This window comes from Desulfotomaculum defluvii (assembly GCF_054657375.1).
Window position 1 is genome coordinate 325,638 of the sequence record NZ_BAAHYV010000006.1, and the last position, 16,462, is coordinate 342,099.

At 41.6% G+C, this 16,462-nt stretch carries 15 protein-coding genes and 1 riboswitch; of the genes, 14 read left to right on the forward strand and 1 reads right to left on the reverse strand.

What is annotated here, in order from left to right; translation table 11 throughout:
- The first annotated feature begins 75 nt into the window (after positions 1 to 75).
- The 11 genes from galU to ACYQ03_RS04295 all read left to right on the forward strand — a co-directional run bounded on the left by galU (position 76) and on the right by ACYQ03_RS04295 (position 11,601).
- On the forward strand, positions 76 to 987 hold the full coding sequence (galU, locus tag ACYQ03_RS04245; RefSeq protein ID WP_459907886.1) for a UTP--glucose-1-phosphate uridylyltransferase GalU: 912 nt from the start codon (positions 76 to 78) through the stop codon (positions 985 to 987).
- Complete coding sequence (locus ACYQ03_RS04250; RefSeq protein WP_459907887.1) at positions 974 to 1,705, forward strand: uracil-DNA glycosylase; 732 nt, start codon at positions 974 to 976, stop codon at positions 1,703 to 1,705. The genes galU and ACYQ03_RS04250 overlap by 14 nt, the downstream gene beginning before the upstream one ends.
- A gap of 232 nt (positions 1,706 to 1,937) precedes the next feature.
- Entirely contained in the window at positions 1,938 to 2,408 is a 471-nt protein-coding gene (locus ACYQ03_RS04255) for a VanZ family protein (RefSeq protein ID WP_459907888.1), read from the forward strand.
- 17 nt (positions 2,409 to 2,425) lie between these two features.
- Entirely contained in the window at positions 2,426 to 3,439 is a 1,014-nt protein-coding gene (gene galE, locus ACYQ03_RS04260) for a UDP-glucose 4-epimerase GalE (protein ID WP_459907889.1), read from the forward strand.
- Positions 3,440 to 3,589: 150 nt separating this feature from the next.
- Complete coding sequence (locus ACYQ03_RS04265) at positions 3,590 to 4,294, forward strand: YveK family protein (RefSeq protein WP_459907891.1); 705 nt, start codon at positions 3,590 to 3,592, stop codon at positions 4,292 to 4,294.
- Between the two features lie 13 nt (positions 4,295 to 4,307).
- Positions 4,308 to 5,033 (forward strand): CpsD/CapB family tyrosine-protein kinase, encoded by a 726-nt coding sequence (locus ACYQ03_RS04270; protein ID WP_459907892.1) that lies wholly within the window; start codon positions 4,308 to 4,310, stop codon positions 5,031 to 5,033.
- 23 nt (positions 5,034 to 5,056) lie between these two features.
- Complete coding sequence (locus tag ACYQ03_RS04275) at positions 5,057 to 6,628, forward strand: S-layer homology domain-containing protein (protein WP_459907894.1); 1,572 nt, start codon at positions 5,057 to 5,059, stop codon at positions 6,626 to 6,628.
- A gap of 119 nt (positions 6,629 to 6,747) precedes the next feature.
- The gene (locus tag ACYQ03_RS04280) at positions 6,748 to 9,618 is read left to right on the forward strand and encodes an S-layer homology domain-containing protein (protein ID WP_459907896.1); all 2,871 of its coding nucleotides are present in this window, start codon (positions 6,748 to 6,750) and stop codon (positions 9,616 to 9,618) included.
- A 75-nt stretch (positions 9,619 to 9,693) separates the two neighbouring features.
- Positions 9,694 to 10,509, forward strand: coding sequence for a tyrosine-protein phosphatase (locus ACYQ03_RS04285; RefSeq protein WP_459907898.1), 816 nt, complete (start codon positions 9,694 to 9,696; stop codon positions 10,507 to 10,509).
- A gap of 18 nt (positions 10,510 to 10,527) precedes the next feature.
- Positions 10,528 to 11,163, forward strand: a complete 636-nt coding sequence (locus ACYQ03_RS04290) for a hypothetical protein (protein WP_459907899.1) — start codon at positions 10,528 to 10,530, stop codon at positions 11,161 to 11,163.
- Positions 11,164 to 11,221: 58 nt separating this feature from the next.
- Positions 11,222 to 11,303, forward strand: a riboswitch (cyclic di-GMP riboswitch).
- A gap of 40 nt (positions 11,304 to 11,343) precedes the next feature.
- Positions 11,344 to 11,601: a hypothetical protein gene (locus tag ACYQ03_RS04295; RefSeq protein ID WP_459907900.1), complete on the forward strand. Its 258-nt coding sequence runs from the start codon at positions 11,344 to 11,346 to the stop codon at positions 11,599 to 11,601.
- A 17-nt stretch (positions 11,602 to 11,618) separates the two neighbouring features.
- Here the strand turns inward: ACYQ03_RS04295 and ACYQ03_RS04300 are convergent, their stop codons facing one another.
- Positions 11,619 to 12,695: a hypothetical protein gene (locus tag ACYQ03_RS04300; protein WP_459907901.1), complete on the reverse strand. Its 1,077-nt coding sequence runs from the start codon at positions 12,693 to 12,695 to the stop codon at positions 11,619 to 11,621.
- 213 nt (positions 12,696 to 12,908) lie between these two features.
- Here ACYQ03_RS04300 and whiA point away from each other — a divergent pair, with 213 nt between their 5' ends.
- The 3 genes from whiA (at position 12,909) to rpoN (ending at position 16,416) form a co-directional block, all read left to right on the forward strand.
- Entirely contained in the window at positions 12,909 to 13,877 is a 969-nt protein-coding gene (gene whiA, locus ACYQ03_RS04305; protein ID WP_459907902.1) for a DNA-binding protein WhiA, read from the forward strand.
- Positions 13,858 to 14,862: an MBL fold metallo-hydrolase gene (locus ACYQ03_RS04310; protein WP_459907903.1), complete on the forward strand. Its 1,005-nt coding sequence runs from the start codon at positions 13,858 to 13,860 to the stop codon at positions 14,860 to 14,862. The genes whiA and ACYQ03_RS04310 overlap by 20 nt, the downstream gene beginning before the upstream one ends.
- A gap of 129 nt (positions 14,863 to 14,991) precedes the next feature.
- Positions 14,992 to 16,416: an RNA polymerase factor sigma-54 gene (gene rpoN / locus ACYQ03_RS04315; RefSeq protein WP_459907904.1), complete on the forward strand. Its 1,425-nt coding sequence runs from the start codon at positions 14,992 to 14,994 to the stop codon at positions 16,414 to 16,416.
- Positions 16,417 to 16,462 lie beyond the last annotated feature (46 nt).

Consider the following 16,462-nt stretch of genomic DNA (forward strand, 5'->3'; position numbering starts at 1 on the left):
TTTATTTGCACTTATAACACTTATAATAAGGTTGATATAAGTTTTTCGAATTGTGTTTTAGAGGAGGATAGATTTATGAAAGTACGTAAAGCAATTATACCGGCTGCAGGCCTGGGTACTCGTTTCTTGCCAGCTACCAAGGCGCAGCCTAAAGAAATGTTGCCTATCGTGGATAAACCAACACTTCAATATATTATTGAAGAAGCTGTAGATTCTGGGATAGAAGAAATACTCATTATCACTGGCAGAAACAAAAAGTCTATTGAGGATCATTTTGACAAATCAATAGAGCTGGAGCTGGAGTTAGAGAAGAAGGGCAAGGATAGCTTGCTAGAGGAAGTTAGAAAAATTTCTGACATGGTCAATATCCACTATATCCGTCAAAAGGAGCCCAAGGGATTAGGGCATGCCATTTATTGTGCAAAATCCTTTATTGGCAATGAGCCCTTTGCGGTGCTTTTAGGGGATGACATTGTTTATGCAGAAAAGCCTTGCCTCAAGCAGATGATTGAGGTTTACCAGGAATACAAGACGACAATTCTAGGGGTACAGGAAGTACCTGTGGAAGACGTTAACAAATATGGCATAGTGGCGGGCAAGCATATCGAGGGCGGGGTTTATAAGGTGAAGGATTTAGTAGAAAAACCTGCAGTAAAGGATGCACCCTCTAATGTAGCTATTTTAGGAAGATACATAATTAACCCAGCGATATTTGGTATTTTAGAATATGTCCAACCGGGCAAGGGCGGGGAGATTCAGCTGACTGATGCCCTAAAGGAACTGGCTCAACATGAAGCTGTTTATGCCTATAACTTCGAAGGCAGAAGGTATGATGTAGGGGACAAGCAAGGCTTCTTGGAGGCCACTGTGGAATATGCATTAAGAAGAGAAGATTTACGAGAAGAGTTTATTAACTACCTAGTAAAGGTTATTGCTAAGGAAAGCAAAGGTATTGTACTTGATGAGGTAGCGATTGCAAAGGATTGATAGGGTGATAGGTGACAACATGCAAAGCAATATAAATAAATTCATGCAAGAACTCCAAGCATATAAATCAACAGAAAATGTTTTTAATCCCTGGCGAGATTATGATGAACGCTGTGATATATGCCCTGAAGCACCAGCTATAAGGTCAAATCATCTGGAGCAATTCTTATCTGCTAGGGTACCTGGAGCGAAGTACCTGCTTGTGGCTGAGGCTGTTGGTTATCAAGGCGGGAGGTTTACCGGGGTGGCGATGACCTCAGAACGAATACTTTTGGGTAATCACGAGAGTATTAAACCTGCCGCTATTTTACAAAATGTACAAGGAAGAAGAACCAGTAACCCAGACAACAAAAATCTAAAAGCTACCCAAAAACGTTTTGGGTTTACAGAGCCCACAGCAACAATTGTCTGGGGCGAAGTAATGGCAAGTAACGTATCTCCTTACCAGGTGATAACGTGGAACATCTTCCCTTTTCACCCCTATGATCCAAGTAAAGGACCTTTAACCAATCGCACCCCCACTGCTGCAGAATTGGAGGTGGGTGCATACTATACGGAAATGTTATTAAAGTTATGTCCCAATATTACCGTTGTTTCTATTGGGGGACACTCATCAAGAACCTTAAGTAAATTAGGGCTTGAAAACATTCACGTACCACACCCGGCAAATGGAGGCGCAGGTAATTTTAGGGCTGCAATCAAAAACATTTTAGTCTAATAAAATGCTATTATAAGATCCCTTGGCTGAGTGCCAAGGGGTTTTCGTAATTTATGGTAGTTATCGGAACATATCTATAATGTAAAAAATTATAAAATATGGTAAAATAAAAGCCTATACGTGGGATATTAAACTCAGTCAAAAAAATTGTTCTAAATATATAACTGTTTTTCCAATTTACCCTTATAAAAGGAGTGCCTAGCTATGGGGCTATTGTCAAAAGGAGTAGTCTATGCATCGAGTAACAAATGGTAAAGTTATTCTGTCCTGGGTATTTGTTGTTCTATGGATGGTACTTATCTTTACTTTATCAGCCCAACCGGCAGAACAATCCAACGGACTGAGTAAAGGGTTAACAGCCGTAATTGTAGAAACTATACAGAAAGTTGCCCCTGAGTCGGATTTTGATATAGGTATATTTAACCATGTGGTCAGAAAAAATGCTCATTTCTTTGCCTACCTTGTGCTGGGTGTATTGCTCATGAATGTATTCAGGAAAAGTGGGGTTAAAGGGCTGAGGGGTTATGGTTTAGCTTTGGCAATTTGTGTTTTATATGCTGCAAGCGATGAAGTACATCAGCTATTTGTGCCTGGTAGGGGTGGGCAGATTAGGGATGTATTGCTAGATAGTACCGGAGCCCTTGTGGGTATAGGGATCTACTGGAGTTTATCTAGGAACGTTAAGATAATGAAGCAACTTTAAACTGATGGAGGGATTTAATGGCCATATTAGTTACGGGAGGGGCAGGCTATATCGGTAGCCATACCTGCGTGGAGCTACTTAATGCAGGTTATCAAATAGTAGTTGTTGATAACCTTTCTAATAGCAAGCCCGAGGTTCTAAGGCGTATAAAGGCACTTACGGGTCAAGAAGTAAGATTTTATAAGGTTGATGTTTTGGATAAGGAAGGGCTTGAAAAGGTATTTTCTGAAAACCAAATCGAGGCGGTAATTCACTTTGCTGGACTCAAGGCAGTGGGGGAGTCTGTGGCTATACCCCTGCGTTATTATCACAATAATATTACTGGCACCCTGATGCTCTGTGAGACTATGCAAAAATATGAAGTAAAGAAGCTAGTGTTTAGCTCCTCAGCTACGGTATATGGCAACCCACAAAGTGTACCCATCTCTGAGGATTTTCCCCTCAGTGCCACCAACCCCTATGGGCGTACTAAGTTAATGATCGAGGAAATACTAAGGGATCTTTTTACTTCTGACAAGGACTGGAGTATTGCTCTGTTACGCTATTTCAACCCCATAGGTGCTCACCACAGCGGCCTAATTGGTGAGGATCCCGAAGGTATCCCAAATAATTTGATGCCCTATATTTCACAGGTGGCAGTTGGCAAGCTGCAGGAACTGCGGGTCTTTGGCAATGACTATCCTACGTCTGATGGTACAGGGGTTAGGGACTATATTCATGTTGTGGATCTGGCCATAGGCCACTTAAAGGCCCTGGAGAAGATCTTTCCCTCCACTGGTTTGGCTGCCTATAATCTTGGCACAGGAAGGGGCTACAGTGTTTTAGAGGTGGTCAAGGCCTTTGAAAAAGCATCTGGTAGGAAGGTTCCCTATACCATTGTAGACCGCCGGCCTGGCGATGTAGCCATATGCTATGCCGATCCGGCAAAGGCTAGAAAGGAACTCAATTGGGTCGCCCAGAGAGGAATTGAACAAATGTGTTCTGATTCCTGGAACTGGCAGTTCCATAATCCTAAAGGTTATGATGAGTAACTTAATAGCCACCTTCTATAATACGCTGGATAGGTGAAATTTTAGTGGTAGTTTTTAAAAAATCTGAAAAATATAAAGGATTTAATTGGGTTATAGTGGAATGTTTTCATTTAGTTTCTAACAAGCGGTTTGGCAAAGGAGATTAGTCAGTTGAATGAGGACAGATTTGACACAAGAGAAGATTTAGAGGTAATCGACCTAAGGGATATTTGGCGCATAATTAAAAAGGGTAAATGGATTTTAATTAGCCTACCTTTAATTGCTATGATCACCAGCGGTATTATTAGTTTTTTTGTACTTACACCCCGTTATGAAGCCTCTACTACTTTAATGGTCGGTAAAACCTACTCCGGCCAAGATGCCATGATGCTTCAATATAACGACATTTTAACAGCTAACCAGTTAGTTAAAACCTATAGCCAGATAGCCAAGAGCCGTACTGTGGTAGAAAAGGTTATGGATTCTGAAAAAATAGATACCACCTATGAGTCATTAAGTCAAAGTATTAATATTGTACCTGTGAAGGATACCCAACTTATACAAATAACAGTGCAGCATATTAATCCCCAGCGGGCTGCCAGGCTAGCTAATGTCACGGCAACTGTCTTTATAGGCAAAGTTACTGAAATTATGAAGGTTGATAATGTTAATATTATCGATCATGCGGTGGTACCCAGCGCACCAGTAAAGCCAAATAAGAAACTAAACATTGTTATTGCCGGGGTTGTGGGTTTTATGCTTGCTCTGGGGATTGTTTTCTTACTTGAGTTCCTTGATCGAACCATCAAGACCGGAGATGATGTTCAACGGCATTTAGAACTTCCAGTGCTGGGAGTTATTCCTAAGATTGAATAAAAGGAGCAGAAGGATGTTTAATAAAAGACTTGTGGTTTTGGAAAACCCTAAATCACCCGTTGCAGAAGCCTATCGCATTGCCCGAACCAATATTCAATTTGCAGCCGTTGATAAAGACCTTAGAACAATCCTAATAACCAGTTCCGGCCCAGCGGAAGGGAAATCTACCACTGCTGCAAATTTAGGTATTGCCTTTGCTCAATCCGGTAAAAGTGTCATTATTGTAGATGCGGATTTGCGTAAACCCACCCAACATAAGGTCTGGGAAAATGATAACAGCATAGGACTCACCAATATTTTGCTAGGGGATACTGGTATACCTAAAGCTTTGCAAACCTCACCTATGAAAAATCTACATATTATAACCACCGGACCTATTCCTCCTAATCCAGCTGAATTATTAGGCTCCCAAAGAATGACAAACTTGCTGACATCCTTCCAAGAATACGCAGATATCATTATTATTGACACACCCCCAGTTATCGCCGTAACCGATGCTGCCCTGGTGGCACCCCAAGTAGACGGAGTTGTTTTGGTTGTTGCTTCTGGACAAGCCAAAATTGAAGCAGCTCAGCGATCCAAGCAAATGCTCTTAAATGGTAAGGCGAAGATCCTGGGTACAATCTTAAATATGGTGGAAGAGGATAGTCAGGATTATTACTATTATTACTACTATGGTGAAGGTAGTGGCGGTAAGAAGAAGGGTAAAAAAGGAAGTAGTAAAGCAGCTTGCTTATAAATTAAAAGAAAAAGGAGATAGCAATGTTAAGAAAAAAGACCTGCTCAGTTATCTTATCCCTTGCGTTATCCTGTCAGTTTATCATTACTCCCATGGCCATGGCCGATTCTGTGGATGATGCCATAAATAATATTACAAAGGACCCAAGTTACACAAAGGTAGTTGATCAGTTAGGTGTTGATTCTGGAGCCGTTGAAGGTTTTGTACGAGATGTGGTCAATAGCCTTGATAAAAGCAAATTAAATAATGATAGCTATATAAAAGGTGTAGTGACAGAAAAGCTTGTCACAAACGAAACGATCTCTGATGCTATTATAAGCCTGGAGCCATCGCAATACAGTGAAGCTAAGGATGCGGTCTTAGGCTTGGGTAGAACTCTAAGAGATGAACTTCTAAAGGGTCAAACAACCTCGGGTGCTGTTGGTGGTGTCGGGGAAGCATTATCCTCAGAAGAATTTAAATTAAAGACTTCAGGTTCCCGGGCAAGTGTCGATTCTAATGGTAAAGCATATATTTATCTGAGCGGCTTACAAGTCAAGGAAGTAAAGGAAACAGGTAAAGCTTTAGAAATGCAGTTTAGTGATGTTAAGTTAACATTTTCTTCAGGGGCGTTAAATATTGCTGCGGTAACAGATAAAGAAGAATCTGAATTCAAAGTGCGTGTAAAGCAACTAACTGATTCTGAGATTAAAGATCTTACATCATCAGCTAGAAATGGTATGTTATATAAAGTTGCAGGAAAGATATATGATTTGACTTCTGAATCAGTTGATGCAGCAAGTAATATTACAGCTATTTCTTCGTTTAAGGGAAATGTTACCGTATCCCTTCCTGTACCTCAGGAGTATAAAAATAGTGCAGCAAGTGGGAAGTTAAAGGTCTACACCTATAACGAAAAAAGCAAAAATTGGGAACTGGTTGGTGGTCTGTTTAATAGTAGTTCAAACTCAATAAGCTTTGAAACAAAGCATTTTAGTAAATATGCTTTATTCCAAGAAGTTTCAGCGACTGAAGTACTGCCACAGGAAAAACCAGTCACTAAAAAATTCAAGGATATTGAGGGACACTGGGCTGCTTCTGACATAGAGTATATGGCAGCACAGGGCTATGTAAATGGTGTCGAAGTGGACAAGTTTCAACCCCAAGCTTTAGTAACTAGGGCTGAGTTTGTTACTATGCTGGTAAATGTTTTAGGTCTACAAGGTCAGGCTGAGGTCAACTTTAAAGATGTTCCTAAAGGGGCTTGGTATTACCCAAGTGTAGCCATGGCCTGCAAGACTGGCTTAGCCAAAGGAAATGGTGCAGATACCTTTGCACCTAGTGCTCCCATTACACGGCAAGAGATGGCAGTTATGCTTGTAAATGCCATGAGTAATCAGGGTATAGCGGTTCAAACCGATACAGCTGCATTGGCCACCTTCGTTGATAATTCCCTGGTAGCAGACTGGGCCAAACCTTCTGCTGCTGCAGCATATGCAGCAAAGATAATTAAAGGGAAACCAGCCACAAAGGGCTTAAACTTTGGCCCAAGAGATAACACCACAAGGGCCGAGGCAGTGGTGATGTTAAAGAATTTCTTATTACAAAATAAGTAGTGGCGTTATTTATGAGGATTTTGTCAGAATTTATAGCAATAAACAAAAAATGTAGGAGGTGTTTCTTGAAAGAATAGATTATAAAAATGTTTAAATTGGGAAGGGAGGACACTGAATCAGTGCAAAAGAAAAAATATTTAGCATTAATGCTTAGTCTGTGCTTATTGTTATCATTGACGACAGTAGCCTTTGCTGCAACTTTTACCGATCTGCAAGGCCATTGGGCGGAAGGGCAAATTAACGAATGGTCAGCAAAGGGACTTGCTGGAGGTTATGCAGATGGGACCTTTAAGCCTAATAATGAAGTTTCCAGGGCCGAATTTGTTGCTCTGGTAAATCGGGCTTTTGCGCTAAAGAATAGTGGTGTAGAAAATAGTTTTTCGGATGTTAAAGAAGGACAATGGTATTATGGTGAGGTAAGCGTTGCCAAGGCTGCTGGTTATATTGGGGGATACAGTGATGGTACCTTCAGACCTAATCAGGCCATCTCAAGGCAAGAAGCTGCCAATATTCTGGCCAGGTTGTTAAAGCTTCAAACAACCACAGTAGGTATAGACTCCTTTGCGGATGCTTCCCAAATCCAGGCTTGGGCCAAGGGTGGCGTTGGCGCGGTTGTTAATAGCGGTTTGATGGCAGGTTTTCCAGATAACACCTTCCGCCCACTAAAGAGTATTACCAGGGCTGAGGCTGTTGTTTCCCTAGATCGAGCTCTAAACGGCAAAAAGATAGTTAATAGCGGTATCGAAGGTAAAGTTACTTTGAATGGCAAAAATATCGCTAATGCTGTTGTCAAAGCTTTTTCAGCAGATAGCTTTAAGGTAATAGAAGAAACAAAAACTGATAGCAATGGTTACTATAAGTTTAATTTATCCCAAGGTAAATATGATCTTACCGTTTCTACTGAAGGTGAAGTGGGCTACGAGAGTGATGTAAAGGTATTGGGAAATCAGTTAACAACTCAAGCTTTGACTATGGAAAAAGCTGCTGTGTTAAGTGGTGACTTAGTGGACAAAGATGAAAGAACTGTTAAGAATGCTACCATAGCATTTACCACCAACCCTACTTTTATTAGCACCACGAATAAGGACGGTAAATATAAGATAGTTGTTCTCGCAAACCGTGATTACACTGTAAGGGCATATAATCCTGATGAAAAGAACCCAGAGCCTGATGTTGTGACAGAAGGTCTACAGGTTGGAGCAGCAGGAAAACAGCAAATTAAAACACTGGAAACTCACTTTGAAGTTAAAAGTAGCAGCAGTGGCGGAGGTAGCAGCAGTGGCGGCGGAGGCGGTGGCGGTGTTGTAACTCCTACCGAAAATATTAATGAACCCGGCACGCATACTGGTGATTTTTCAATCACAACCAGCGGTACCTATGGTCCTGCTACTGGGACATCAACCATCGTTGGTTCCTTAACCATCGATCCAGGTGCAAATGGTGATGTTACTATCCAGAACATTGATGTGGATAATGTAATAGTAAGTTCTGGTGCTTCAAATTCAGTTCATCTTAAAAAGGTTAAAGTTAAGAAGGAATTAAAGGTTAACGCTAAAAATCAAAATAATAGTGTCCGTATTGTGACGGAAGATACTACTATTACCGTTACCAAGGTTGAATCTAAAGTAGTTCTGGAAGCAGCCCAAGGGGGTTCCTTTGGTGATGTAGCAGTTGAATCTGCGGCTGCTGGTGAGGAAATTGACTTAAAGGGTACCTTTAGTGGGACTATTACTGTTGCCCAAGGAGCACAAAATGCTATTTTAAACATAGCTGAAGGTGCAAACTTGGCAAATCTTACATTAAACAGTAAAGTAACCGTGAATTTGGCAGGAGATACAAAGTTAGAAAATCTTTCACTGAATAGTAATGACGTAACACTGGTGGGTAATCTAGATAACATTGAAACTGTAACAGTAGCAGATAATGTGCAGATTCCTGCCGGAGATCCTGTACTTGACCAATTGGCAGCAGACTTGCAAATTGTACGTGATATTAAAGGAAGTTTAGATATAACTTATGCCACTGGGGATAGTATAGGCAATGTAACCCAAAATGTGGGCCTAAAGTTAGCAGAAGGTAATGTTTTGATTTCCTGGGCCTCCAATAATACTGCTGTAATTGCTAATGATGGTACTGTTAAACGCCCTAGGTTAAATGATACTTCGGTTGTATTAACAGCTACCATAAATAAGGGAAAAGCCAAGGTTATTAAAACCTTTACAGTAAAGGTTAAAGGCATAGCCGGAGATATTGTTCCATCAGAACCAACCCTACAGGCCTTACTAGAAGCAATTCAAATCGGCTTTAATAGCCTCTCTGAGGATGAGTGGAATAATTTAGTAGCACAAAGAGATCAATTGGTTAATTCATTAACTGAAGATGAAATTTTTGATGCATTGAAGAAGGCTGGCTTCGAGAATATAACAAATACAAATATTACCATTGAAGAAGCACGCTTTGCTTTAGCAACAATTCGTGGGCTATCTCACTTGGGACGCGACAACGTGGGAGAAAGTGTTCAGCTTATCAGTGGCGAGATTGAAAAGTTAAAAACAGAGTTTGATGATATTGTGATCAAGCTTCGCAAACATAATATTAATCAAGAGGTTATCTATAAATATGCCATTGATTTATATAGTTGTATAGTTAATGGAACTTGTCCCATAAGATCTGACAACTATGAAAGGGATCTTTACAATGCAGCTCTGGATGTGTTGCGTGATCGTAACCACCCGGAACTAAAAGCAGTAGCAAAACTAACCTTTGATCGTCTTAAAGCACAGTACCCAGAGGAAACCTTGATTGGTGGAGTACTTAAAGGTATTGTTTTTGAAAACGATGGAACTACGACTGGTGTTGAAGTAGATGCCACAGTAATATTGTTGGCAAAGCAAGAACTAGCAGCCAAACAAGATAGTACCTATGATAGTCTTATAGAAACTTTAGATTTTATGGTTAATTTAAGTAAGACTTTTATTCCCCTAACCTAAACAAAAAGCATAACAAACTGATGACCCTGTGGACCACAGGGTCATCTTTTACACTATCTTTTTGGAGGAAATAGTTTGATTGATATTCATTGTCACGTTTTGCCTGGCTTAGACGATGGTCCCCAAGCCCTAGAAGTAAGTTTGCAAATGACGGAAATGGCAGTAAAAGAGGGCATAACAGAGATTGTAGCTACACCCCACTGTATTCCTGAGGTGTTTTTTAATGAAGGAAAAGCAGTATTATCTAAAACGAGGGAGTTCCAAGAAATACTGGATGCCAAAGGAATTCCCTTAAGAATATTACCGGGCATGGAAGTGCATCTTACCTTAGATGTTCCTGCCAGATTAAGTAGTGGCAGTGCCTTAACTGTTTGTGATTTTAAAAAACACATGCTTCTTGAACTCCCCTTAAACTCTGTACCTGCCTATGCAGGTCAAGTCATCTTTGAAATCATGCTCAAAGGAATTAAGCCCATTATTGCCCATCCAGAACGAAATAAGGAGATAGCAGAAAACCCACGGGTCTTACATGAGTTAATAGAAAAGGGCTGCCTAGTGCAGATTACTGCAGGAAGTTTAACTGGGAGGTTCGGTAGTACTATACAGGAACTAACCCAAGAATTTCTTAGTTTGGGCTGGGTAGATTTTATAGCCTCTGATGCCCACGATACCATACGGCGGCCTTTTCAAATGAAGGAGGCCTGGGCAAGGGCTAAGGAACTGGTGGGGGAGGAGCGTGCCAACCAGTTGGTTATTGGTAATCCTACCAAGCTAATTAATGGGGAAGCTATCAATAAGGCTGATATAGAACCCTATCCAGAGCAGCGAAAAAGGGTTAGACATAGAAAGGATAAGGGTTTGCTAGGGAGGCTTAGCCGCTTGTTTCGTTAATTCATTGGACTAGAGGTGATGGAAATTAAAAAATTAGGGATTCTCCTTGTTTGCTTGACTTTAATTGTAGCTGCAGGTTATATATATTTTGACCGTTTTGTATTGAATGGTACTTCGGAGTTAGATACTAAAACCGGAGAAGAACAAAAAACTGAGTTACTGACCAAAGAGGAATTTGCAGCCTTACCAGAAGTGCAAGAGTTAAAGGAACAGGAAGAACAATTGGAAAGGGTTGGAGTTATGGAGGCGGGTTCAGGACAGGCGGGTGCTTCTCCTGGAAATAAGAGTACTGCCCAAGCATCTGACGCTGCTCCAAGCAAAGCAGATATTGAAAACCGACTAAAAAAGAAACTAGTTTCTTTGCAGGGTGAGTACAATGGTAAATTAGAAGGGTTAATTGCCTCTGCCAAAGGAGAATATCATCAAATTGTTTCTGGCCAAAGAAAAGGTTCAAAAAGTGCACTGGCTGATAAATACCTAAATTTGGCCCAGGGTCTAGAGGCCCAATGTGATGCGCGGGTTTATGCAGCCATTGCCTTTGCTGAGAATGAACTACAAGAATACGGTTATCAAAGTAGCATGCCTGAACAAGCACGACAGACCTATCAACAGCAAAAGAAAGAACGTAGAAAACAATTACTAAGTAAGATATAAGGTAAATCTTTTTTAATAAAGAGGATTTATTAAAATATGTCGAATTGAATAATATATGTTCCGACAAAGGCAAACTGCCCGAAAGGGTAGGACGCAAAGCCACGGACCTAAGGTTTTGCTAGGGTGGCCGGGCTGCCGAAAACAATGTATATATGGTCGGGGCTTTAGGGAGGTTACCAAGTGTCATTTTATTTAAAAGCCCTGAGAGGCGTTTTTGTTTCTGACAATAGTAATCATGGCACCAGACTACAGCAGGTAGAAACCTTACGACAGAAATTAGTTAACGAGGGCTATCAGCCCTCCGAGGCAGAGCATTTTATCAAGGTTGCTCTGGGATCTCGTAAAATTGAACGTTTAGACAATAGGGAATTGGACACTGTTATTGAGTATCTGGAGAAACAAATTGAAATTGCTCAAAAATGCAAGAATCTATTTTAGAAAAAGCGAAACCGGGGCTAGCTCCCGGTTTTGCCTTTAGCTGCGTCTTTACTTCCTGTTGTATCAAAACCATGCCAAATGATTCTGGTTCCGGTGGAGGGGTATTTACCTTGACCAAGGGAAGTGAGTCTGACCCGATGCTCACCCGAAGCTAGGGCATCTGCCACTAGGAAATACTTCATTACAGGCTCAGGTGCATAGGTGTTAATGATTTCGTACCCTTCATTATCCACATACACTCTGGCCATGCCGCCATCGGGCACACACTTCACCAGTACCCCTATGGTATTGCCGGCAAAGATACTTTCCACAAAGGCTCCATTTTGAGAACCAACCAATACTGGTAAGCTACCATTGACATTGGGTTTATCCATTAAATGAGTAAGGGAAGCTTTGTAGATCCGCTGCCAGGACAAATATTTCTCTATTTCTGAAAGGGGTTTTATATTAGTAATATTGTTTCCGGTAAATCCAGAGGCTGCTCTCTTTTTTAACAGATCTATCAAAGCAAGACTGCTGTCATCTTCTAGCACAGGCAAGCTATAATGTTGAACCAATTCCTGAAGGGCCCCTGGCAGATTGTGGCCCTGTACCAATATTTCAGCCCTGGGAAAAGCTTTACCAGTCGTCTGCAGGATAGCTTCATAGATACTCTGGGACTCTTTAACTTTTATTTCTTGCTGGTCTCCGGTACTGGGGTATAATAAAATCAGATCAGGTACCTCTGGCTCGCTGGCTATAAAATTATTTAAGGTCATCAGGGTACTCCAACCGGAGTTGTCCCAACTTACCGGGGAAGCTAGGAATACTTTGCAGCCGAGTTCTGTGGCCAGCTCTTGGGCCAATTGATCAAGCTGTTCCTTTGAGACCCTTTGTTGGTCGCTAAAAACCACTACATTTATAGGCTGCCTGAGCTGCAGTTTACTGTAGAGATTACCTGACACGGCTGTTGAAGTCATGTTTTGGGTAGTTATGGCATTGGGTTCTTTGGCCAACAAGTACTTATAACTAACACCGCCCACAGATATTAGAAGGCCTAAGGTAAGTGCCGAAATAATAATGATTTTTTGTATTTGTTCAAAACTTCTTCGCAAAACTAATCACTCCCTACTATATTATAAATGGAAATAATTTCTAAATAAAGACTTAATTATAAAAAAACATTTCCGGGGCTGACGTTTTTTACCCAAAATATTTAAAAGTCGAACAACCCATTAATAAAACGATATTTTTGGTATAAAATTTGCATCAGGCCATATTGTGCCATTTTAACTGTGGTATAATATCCTTTGGAGTGGAGGGGTTACATGTCCTTCTCGGCAGTAACGAAAAATGAACTGGCGCGGGTAGTGGGGAATAAACAATGCTGCCGTTTGGCGGAACTGGCTGCCCTCATTAAGATGGATGGCAGTGTACAGATTAATGGTATGAAGAAATTTTCCCTAAATATTGTCACTGAAAATGCCGCCGTTGCCAGAAAGATATTTACTCTTTTAAAAAACCAATTTGGACTGGCCACTGAGATTATGGTTCGACGTAAGGTGCGGTTGAGGAAAAACAATGTTTATTTAGTTCGTATTCCTTCCCAACCGGGTATTGATGAGATATTTAAGGCCCTTGGCTTTGCAGCAGGTGGCTTTAGCTTTATTGAAGAGGGTATCGTCAAGGATTTAATCTCACGAGATTGCTGCCGCAAGGCCTATCTAAGGGGAGCCTTTTTGGGAGGTGGCTCCGTTAATAATCCTGAGGGGACCTATCATTTGGAAATCATTACTGATAACCTGAAGCATGCAGAAGATCTAGCAAAACTGATGCAGCATTTTTCCCTGCCGGCCAAGGTTAGCCCCAGGAAAAACTGGTATGTAGTTTATCTGAAGGGCAGTGAGCAAATCATTGACTGCTTAAATCTGATGGGAGCCCATTCAGCCCTGCTGGATTTTGAAAATGTCCGAATATACAAGGACATGAGAAACCAGGTAAATCGGCTGGTCAATTGTGAGACGGCGAACCTAAATAAAACTGTCAATGCTGCGGTACGGCAATTGGAGAACATAAAGTATCTGGCCGAAACCATAGGACTGGATAAACTACCGAAGGCCCTGCGAGAAGCAGCGGAATACCGTCTAGAATATCCCGATGCCAGCTTAAAGGAATTGGGGGAACTTTGGGACCCGCCGGTGGGTAAATCCGGGGTCAATCATCGTATGCGTAAGATCGAACGTTTGGCAGAAAAGCTTCGCTCAAGGAAGGAAGATCATGGACCTAAACAAGCTTGATCAGGAACTTAGGAAAAAGACAGGGGTGGCCGCCTATGACTCCTTTTGTCGATATCGGCATCGGGAGGAACCGGGAGAGGCTGCTTCGGTGGCCAGTGTGCTTTTCTTGGGTACAGGCGGTAATCCCGAGGCAGTCTTTAGCCAAGTCCCTCGGACTGCGGGCTTTATCCTGACATTGGGTGGTATTCGTCTTTATGTGGACCCGGGGCCAGGAGCTGTGGTGCGGGCCAGGGAGGCTGAATTTGATTTAGGTACTTTGGATGGCGTCTATATATCCCATGGCCATTTAGATCACTATGCTGGTGCCGAGGCGGTTATTGAGGCCATGTGTTGGGGGATGTTTTCGCGTCGGGGAGTGGTATTGGCACCGAGCCAGGTTTTAGAGCGAGACCGACTCATCAGCCTCTATCACCAGGGCAAGGATCAGCTTTCGGGGTATAAGGGAGGTCCTGCGGTGACAAATCTGCAGCCTCACCAACCCATTGCCATCGGTAGAGCCAACTTGACTCCTATACCAGTACATCATGCAGAGGAAAACTACGGTTTTATTATACATACAGAGCAGCTTACCCTTGGTTATACCAGTGACACCAATTACATCAAGGGGTATACGACACCCAAAGGGCCCAAGGATTTATCCTACCGGGAACCCATTACAGATTTATTAGACATTGTTGAATATCGTAAGGATATCAAAGATGTTTTTAGTCAGGTTGATGTATTAATTGCCAATGTTACCAGTCATAATGTATATGCCCACCGGCATATAACCACATTGGGGTTAGCTCATTTATTGGAAAACAGCAAGGTCAAACTTTGTATCATAACCCACTTTAACCATTGTTGCCTGCGTCCAGAAGACCTTCGTTCCAGTATGGCTTACTATGTGGAGAAGAAAAGTGGAGTAAGGACCCTCTATGCCGAGGATGGAGGGAAGTTTAATATTGCAAAATTACTCGAATCTTGGCAGGAAAATAGAGACTAGTCAAGAACATAGGTAAGGGTTCATTTACTATTGAGCGTTATGCGGGTTGGAACACGTGAGCCAAAGGCTACTAGGCTAACGACTAAAAGCTAACAGCTAATGGCTAACAACTAAAAGGAGTGATGGATCTTGCGAATAGATTTTGGACTTAATTTGGAGCAGACCCAAAAACTTATTATGACACCTGAACTTCGTCAGGCCATCACGGTATTACAATTATCTTCTCTTGAATTGGTGGAATACGTTGAACAGCAGGTGTTGGAAAACCCCTTGCTGGAAGTAAAGGATCACGATCAAGAGCGCGGCGAAGACAATATTTCCTCCCGAGAGGAATCAGATATAGATAACAATAATCCTAAGAAAGAATTAGACCTGGATTGGGAAGAGTATTTTCAAGATCGCAGTGATCTTGGCCTTTCTCCCATGCGTGGTCAGCGGGAGGTTGCAGAACAACCGGGGTACGAACAATTTGTTACCCCAGCCCCCACCCTGATAGAACACCTGACCTTTCAACTTAGCCTTAGCCGAGCTGATAAAAAGCTCAAGCAGATAGTTCAATATTTAATCGGTAACATTGATGCCCGGGGTTATTTAGGTATTGACCTGGGAGATGCAGATGAACAGCTTGGTGTAGGGATAGCCAAGTTGGAAGAGGCCCTTAAGGTACTGCAAGGTTTTGACCCACCAGGTGTGGGAGCTAGAAATTTGCAGGAATGCCTCAAAATTCAAATGGAATTATTGAAGATTGACAATCCCCTTGTAAAAGTACTGATAGAGGATTATTTACCGGATCTGGCTGGGGGCAGAATGGCCAAAATTGCAGCTAAATTAAATGTATCTCCCTTGGAGGTTCAAGAGGCTGCAGATATCCTAAAGAAGCTGGAACCAAAGCCAGGTAGGAATTTTACCCAAAATGATGATCTTCGTTATATTACCCCCGATGTGGTGGTGGAAAAGGTGGAAGGTCAGTATATCATATTAGTAAATGACGTTGCCATTCCAAGACTTTCCATTAATAATACCTATCGTACAGTTTTATCTAAAAATAGTTCAGCGGATCAGAATACGAAACAGTTTGTAGAGGAAAAATTAAATGCAGCAGCTTGGTTAATTCGTAGCATTGAGCAACGTAGGCTGACCCTGTATAAAGTAGCCAGTTGCTTGGTGGATTTGCAGCGGGAATTTTTAGAACATGGGGTTAAATTTCTTAAACCTTTAAATCTAAAAAAAGTTGCGGATATTGTTGGTGTGCATGAGTCCACTGTGAGTCGGGCCACTTCAAATAAGTATATACAGACTCCCCAGGGAGTATTTGAAATGAAGTATTTCTTTTCCTCAGGGCTTAGCGATACCAGTGGATCTCAAGTATCCTCGGAGAGCTTGAAAAAGGTTTTGCAAGAGATTATTCAAGAAGAAGATGCCTCAACCCCCTTGAGTGATCAAAAGATTGCAGAATTGTTTGGCAAGCGGGGGATTAAGATATCAAGGCGGACGGTGACCAAATATCGTGATGAATTGGGCATTCCTTCCACAACCAGAAGAAAAAGATATTAAAAATTTTATTATTTGGCAGGGATATTGTAATTAATGTTGAAAACAT

Bases quoted from the DNA above. Each gene is read 5' to 3' on its own strand.
- whiA (WP_459907902.1), top strand. From the start codon at position 12,909: ATGTCCTTCTCGGCAGTAACGAAAAATGAACTGGCGCGGGTAGTGGGG.
- galU (WP_459907886.1), top strand. From the start codon at position 76: ATGAAAGTACGTAAAGCAATTATACCGGCTGCAGGCCTGGGTACTCGT.
- ACYQ03_RS04270 (WP_459907892.1), top strand. From the start codon at position 4,308: ATGTTTAATAAAAGACTTGTGGTTTTGGAAAACCCTAAATCACCCGTT.
- ACYQ03_RS04290 (WP_459907899.1), top strand. From the start codon at position 10,528: ATGGAAATTAAAAAATTAGGGATTCTCCTTGTTTGCTTGACTTTAATT.
- galE (WP_459907889.1), top strand. From the start codon at position 2,426: ATGGCCATATTAGTTACGGGAGGGGCAGGCTATATCGGTAGCCATACC.
- ACYQ03_RS04255 (WP_459907888.1), top strand. From the start codon at position 1,938: ATGCATCGAGTAACAAATGGTAAAGTTATTCTGTCCTGGGTATTTGTT.
- ACYQ03_RS04275 (WP_459907894.1), top strand. From the start codon at position 5,057: ATGTTAAGAAAAAAGACCTGCTCAGTTATCTTATCCCTTGCGTTATCC.
- ACYQ03_RS04310 (WP_459907903.1), top strand. From the start codon at position 13,858: ATGGACCTAAACAAGCTTGATCAGGAACTTAGGAAAAAGACAGGGGTG.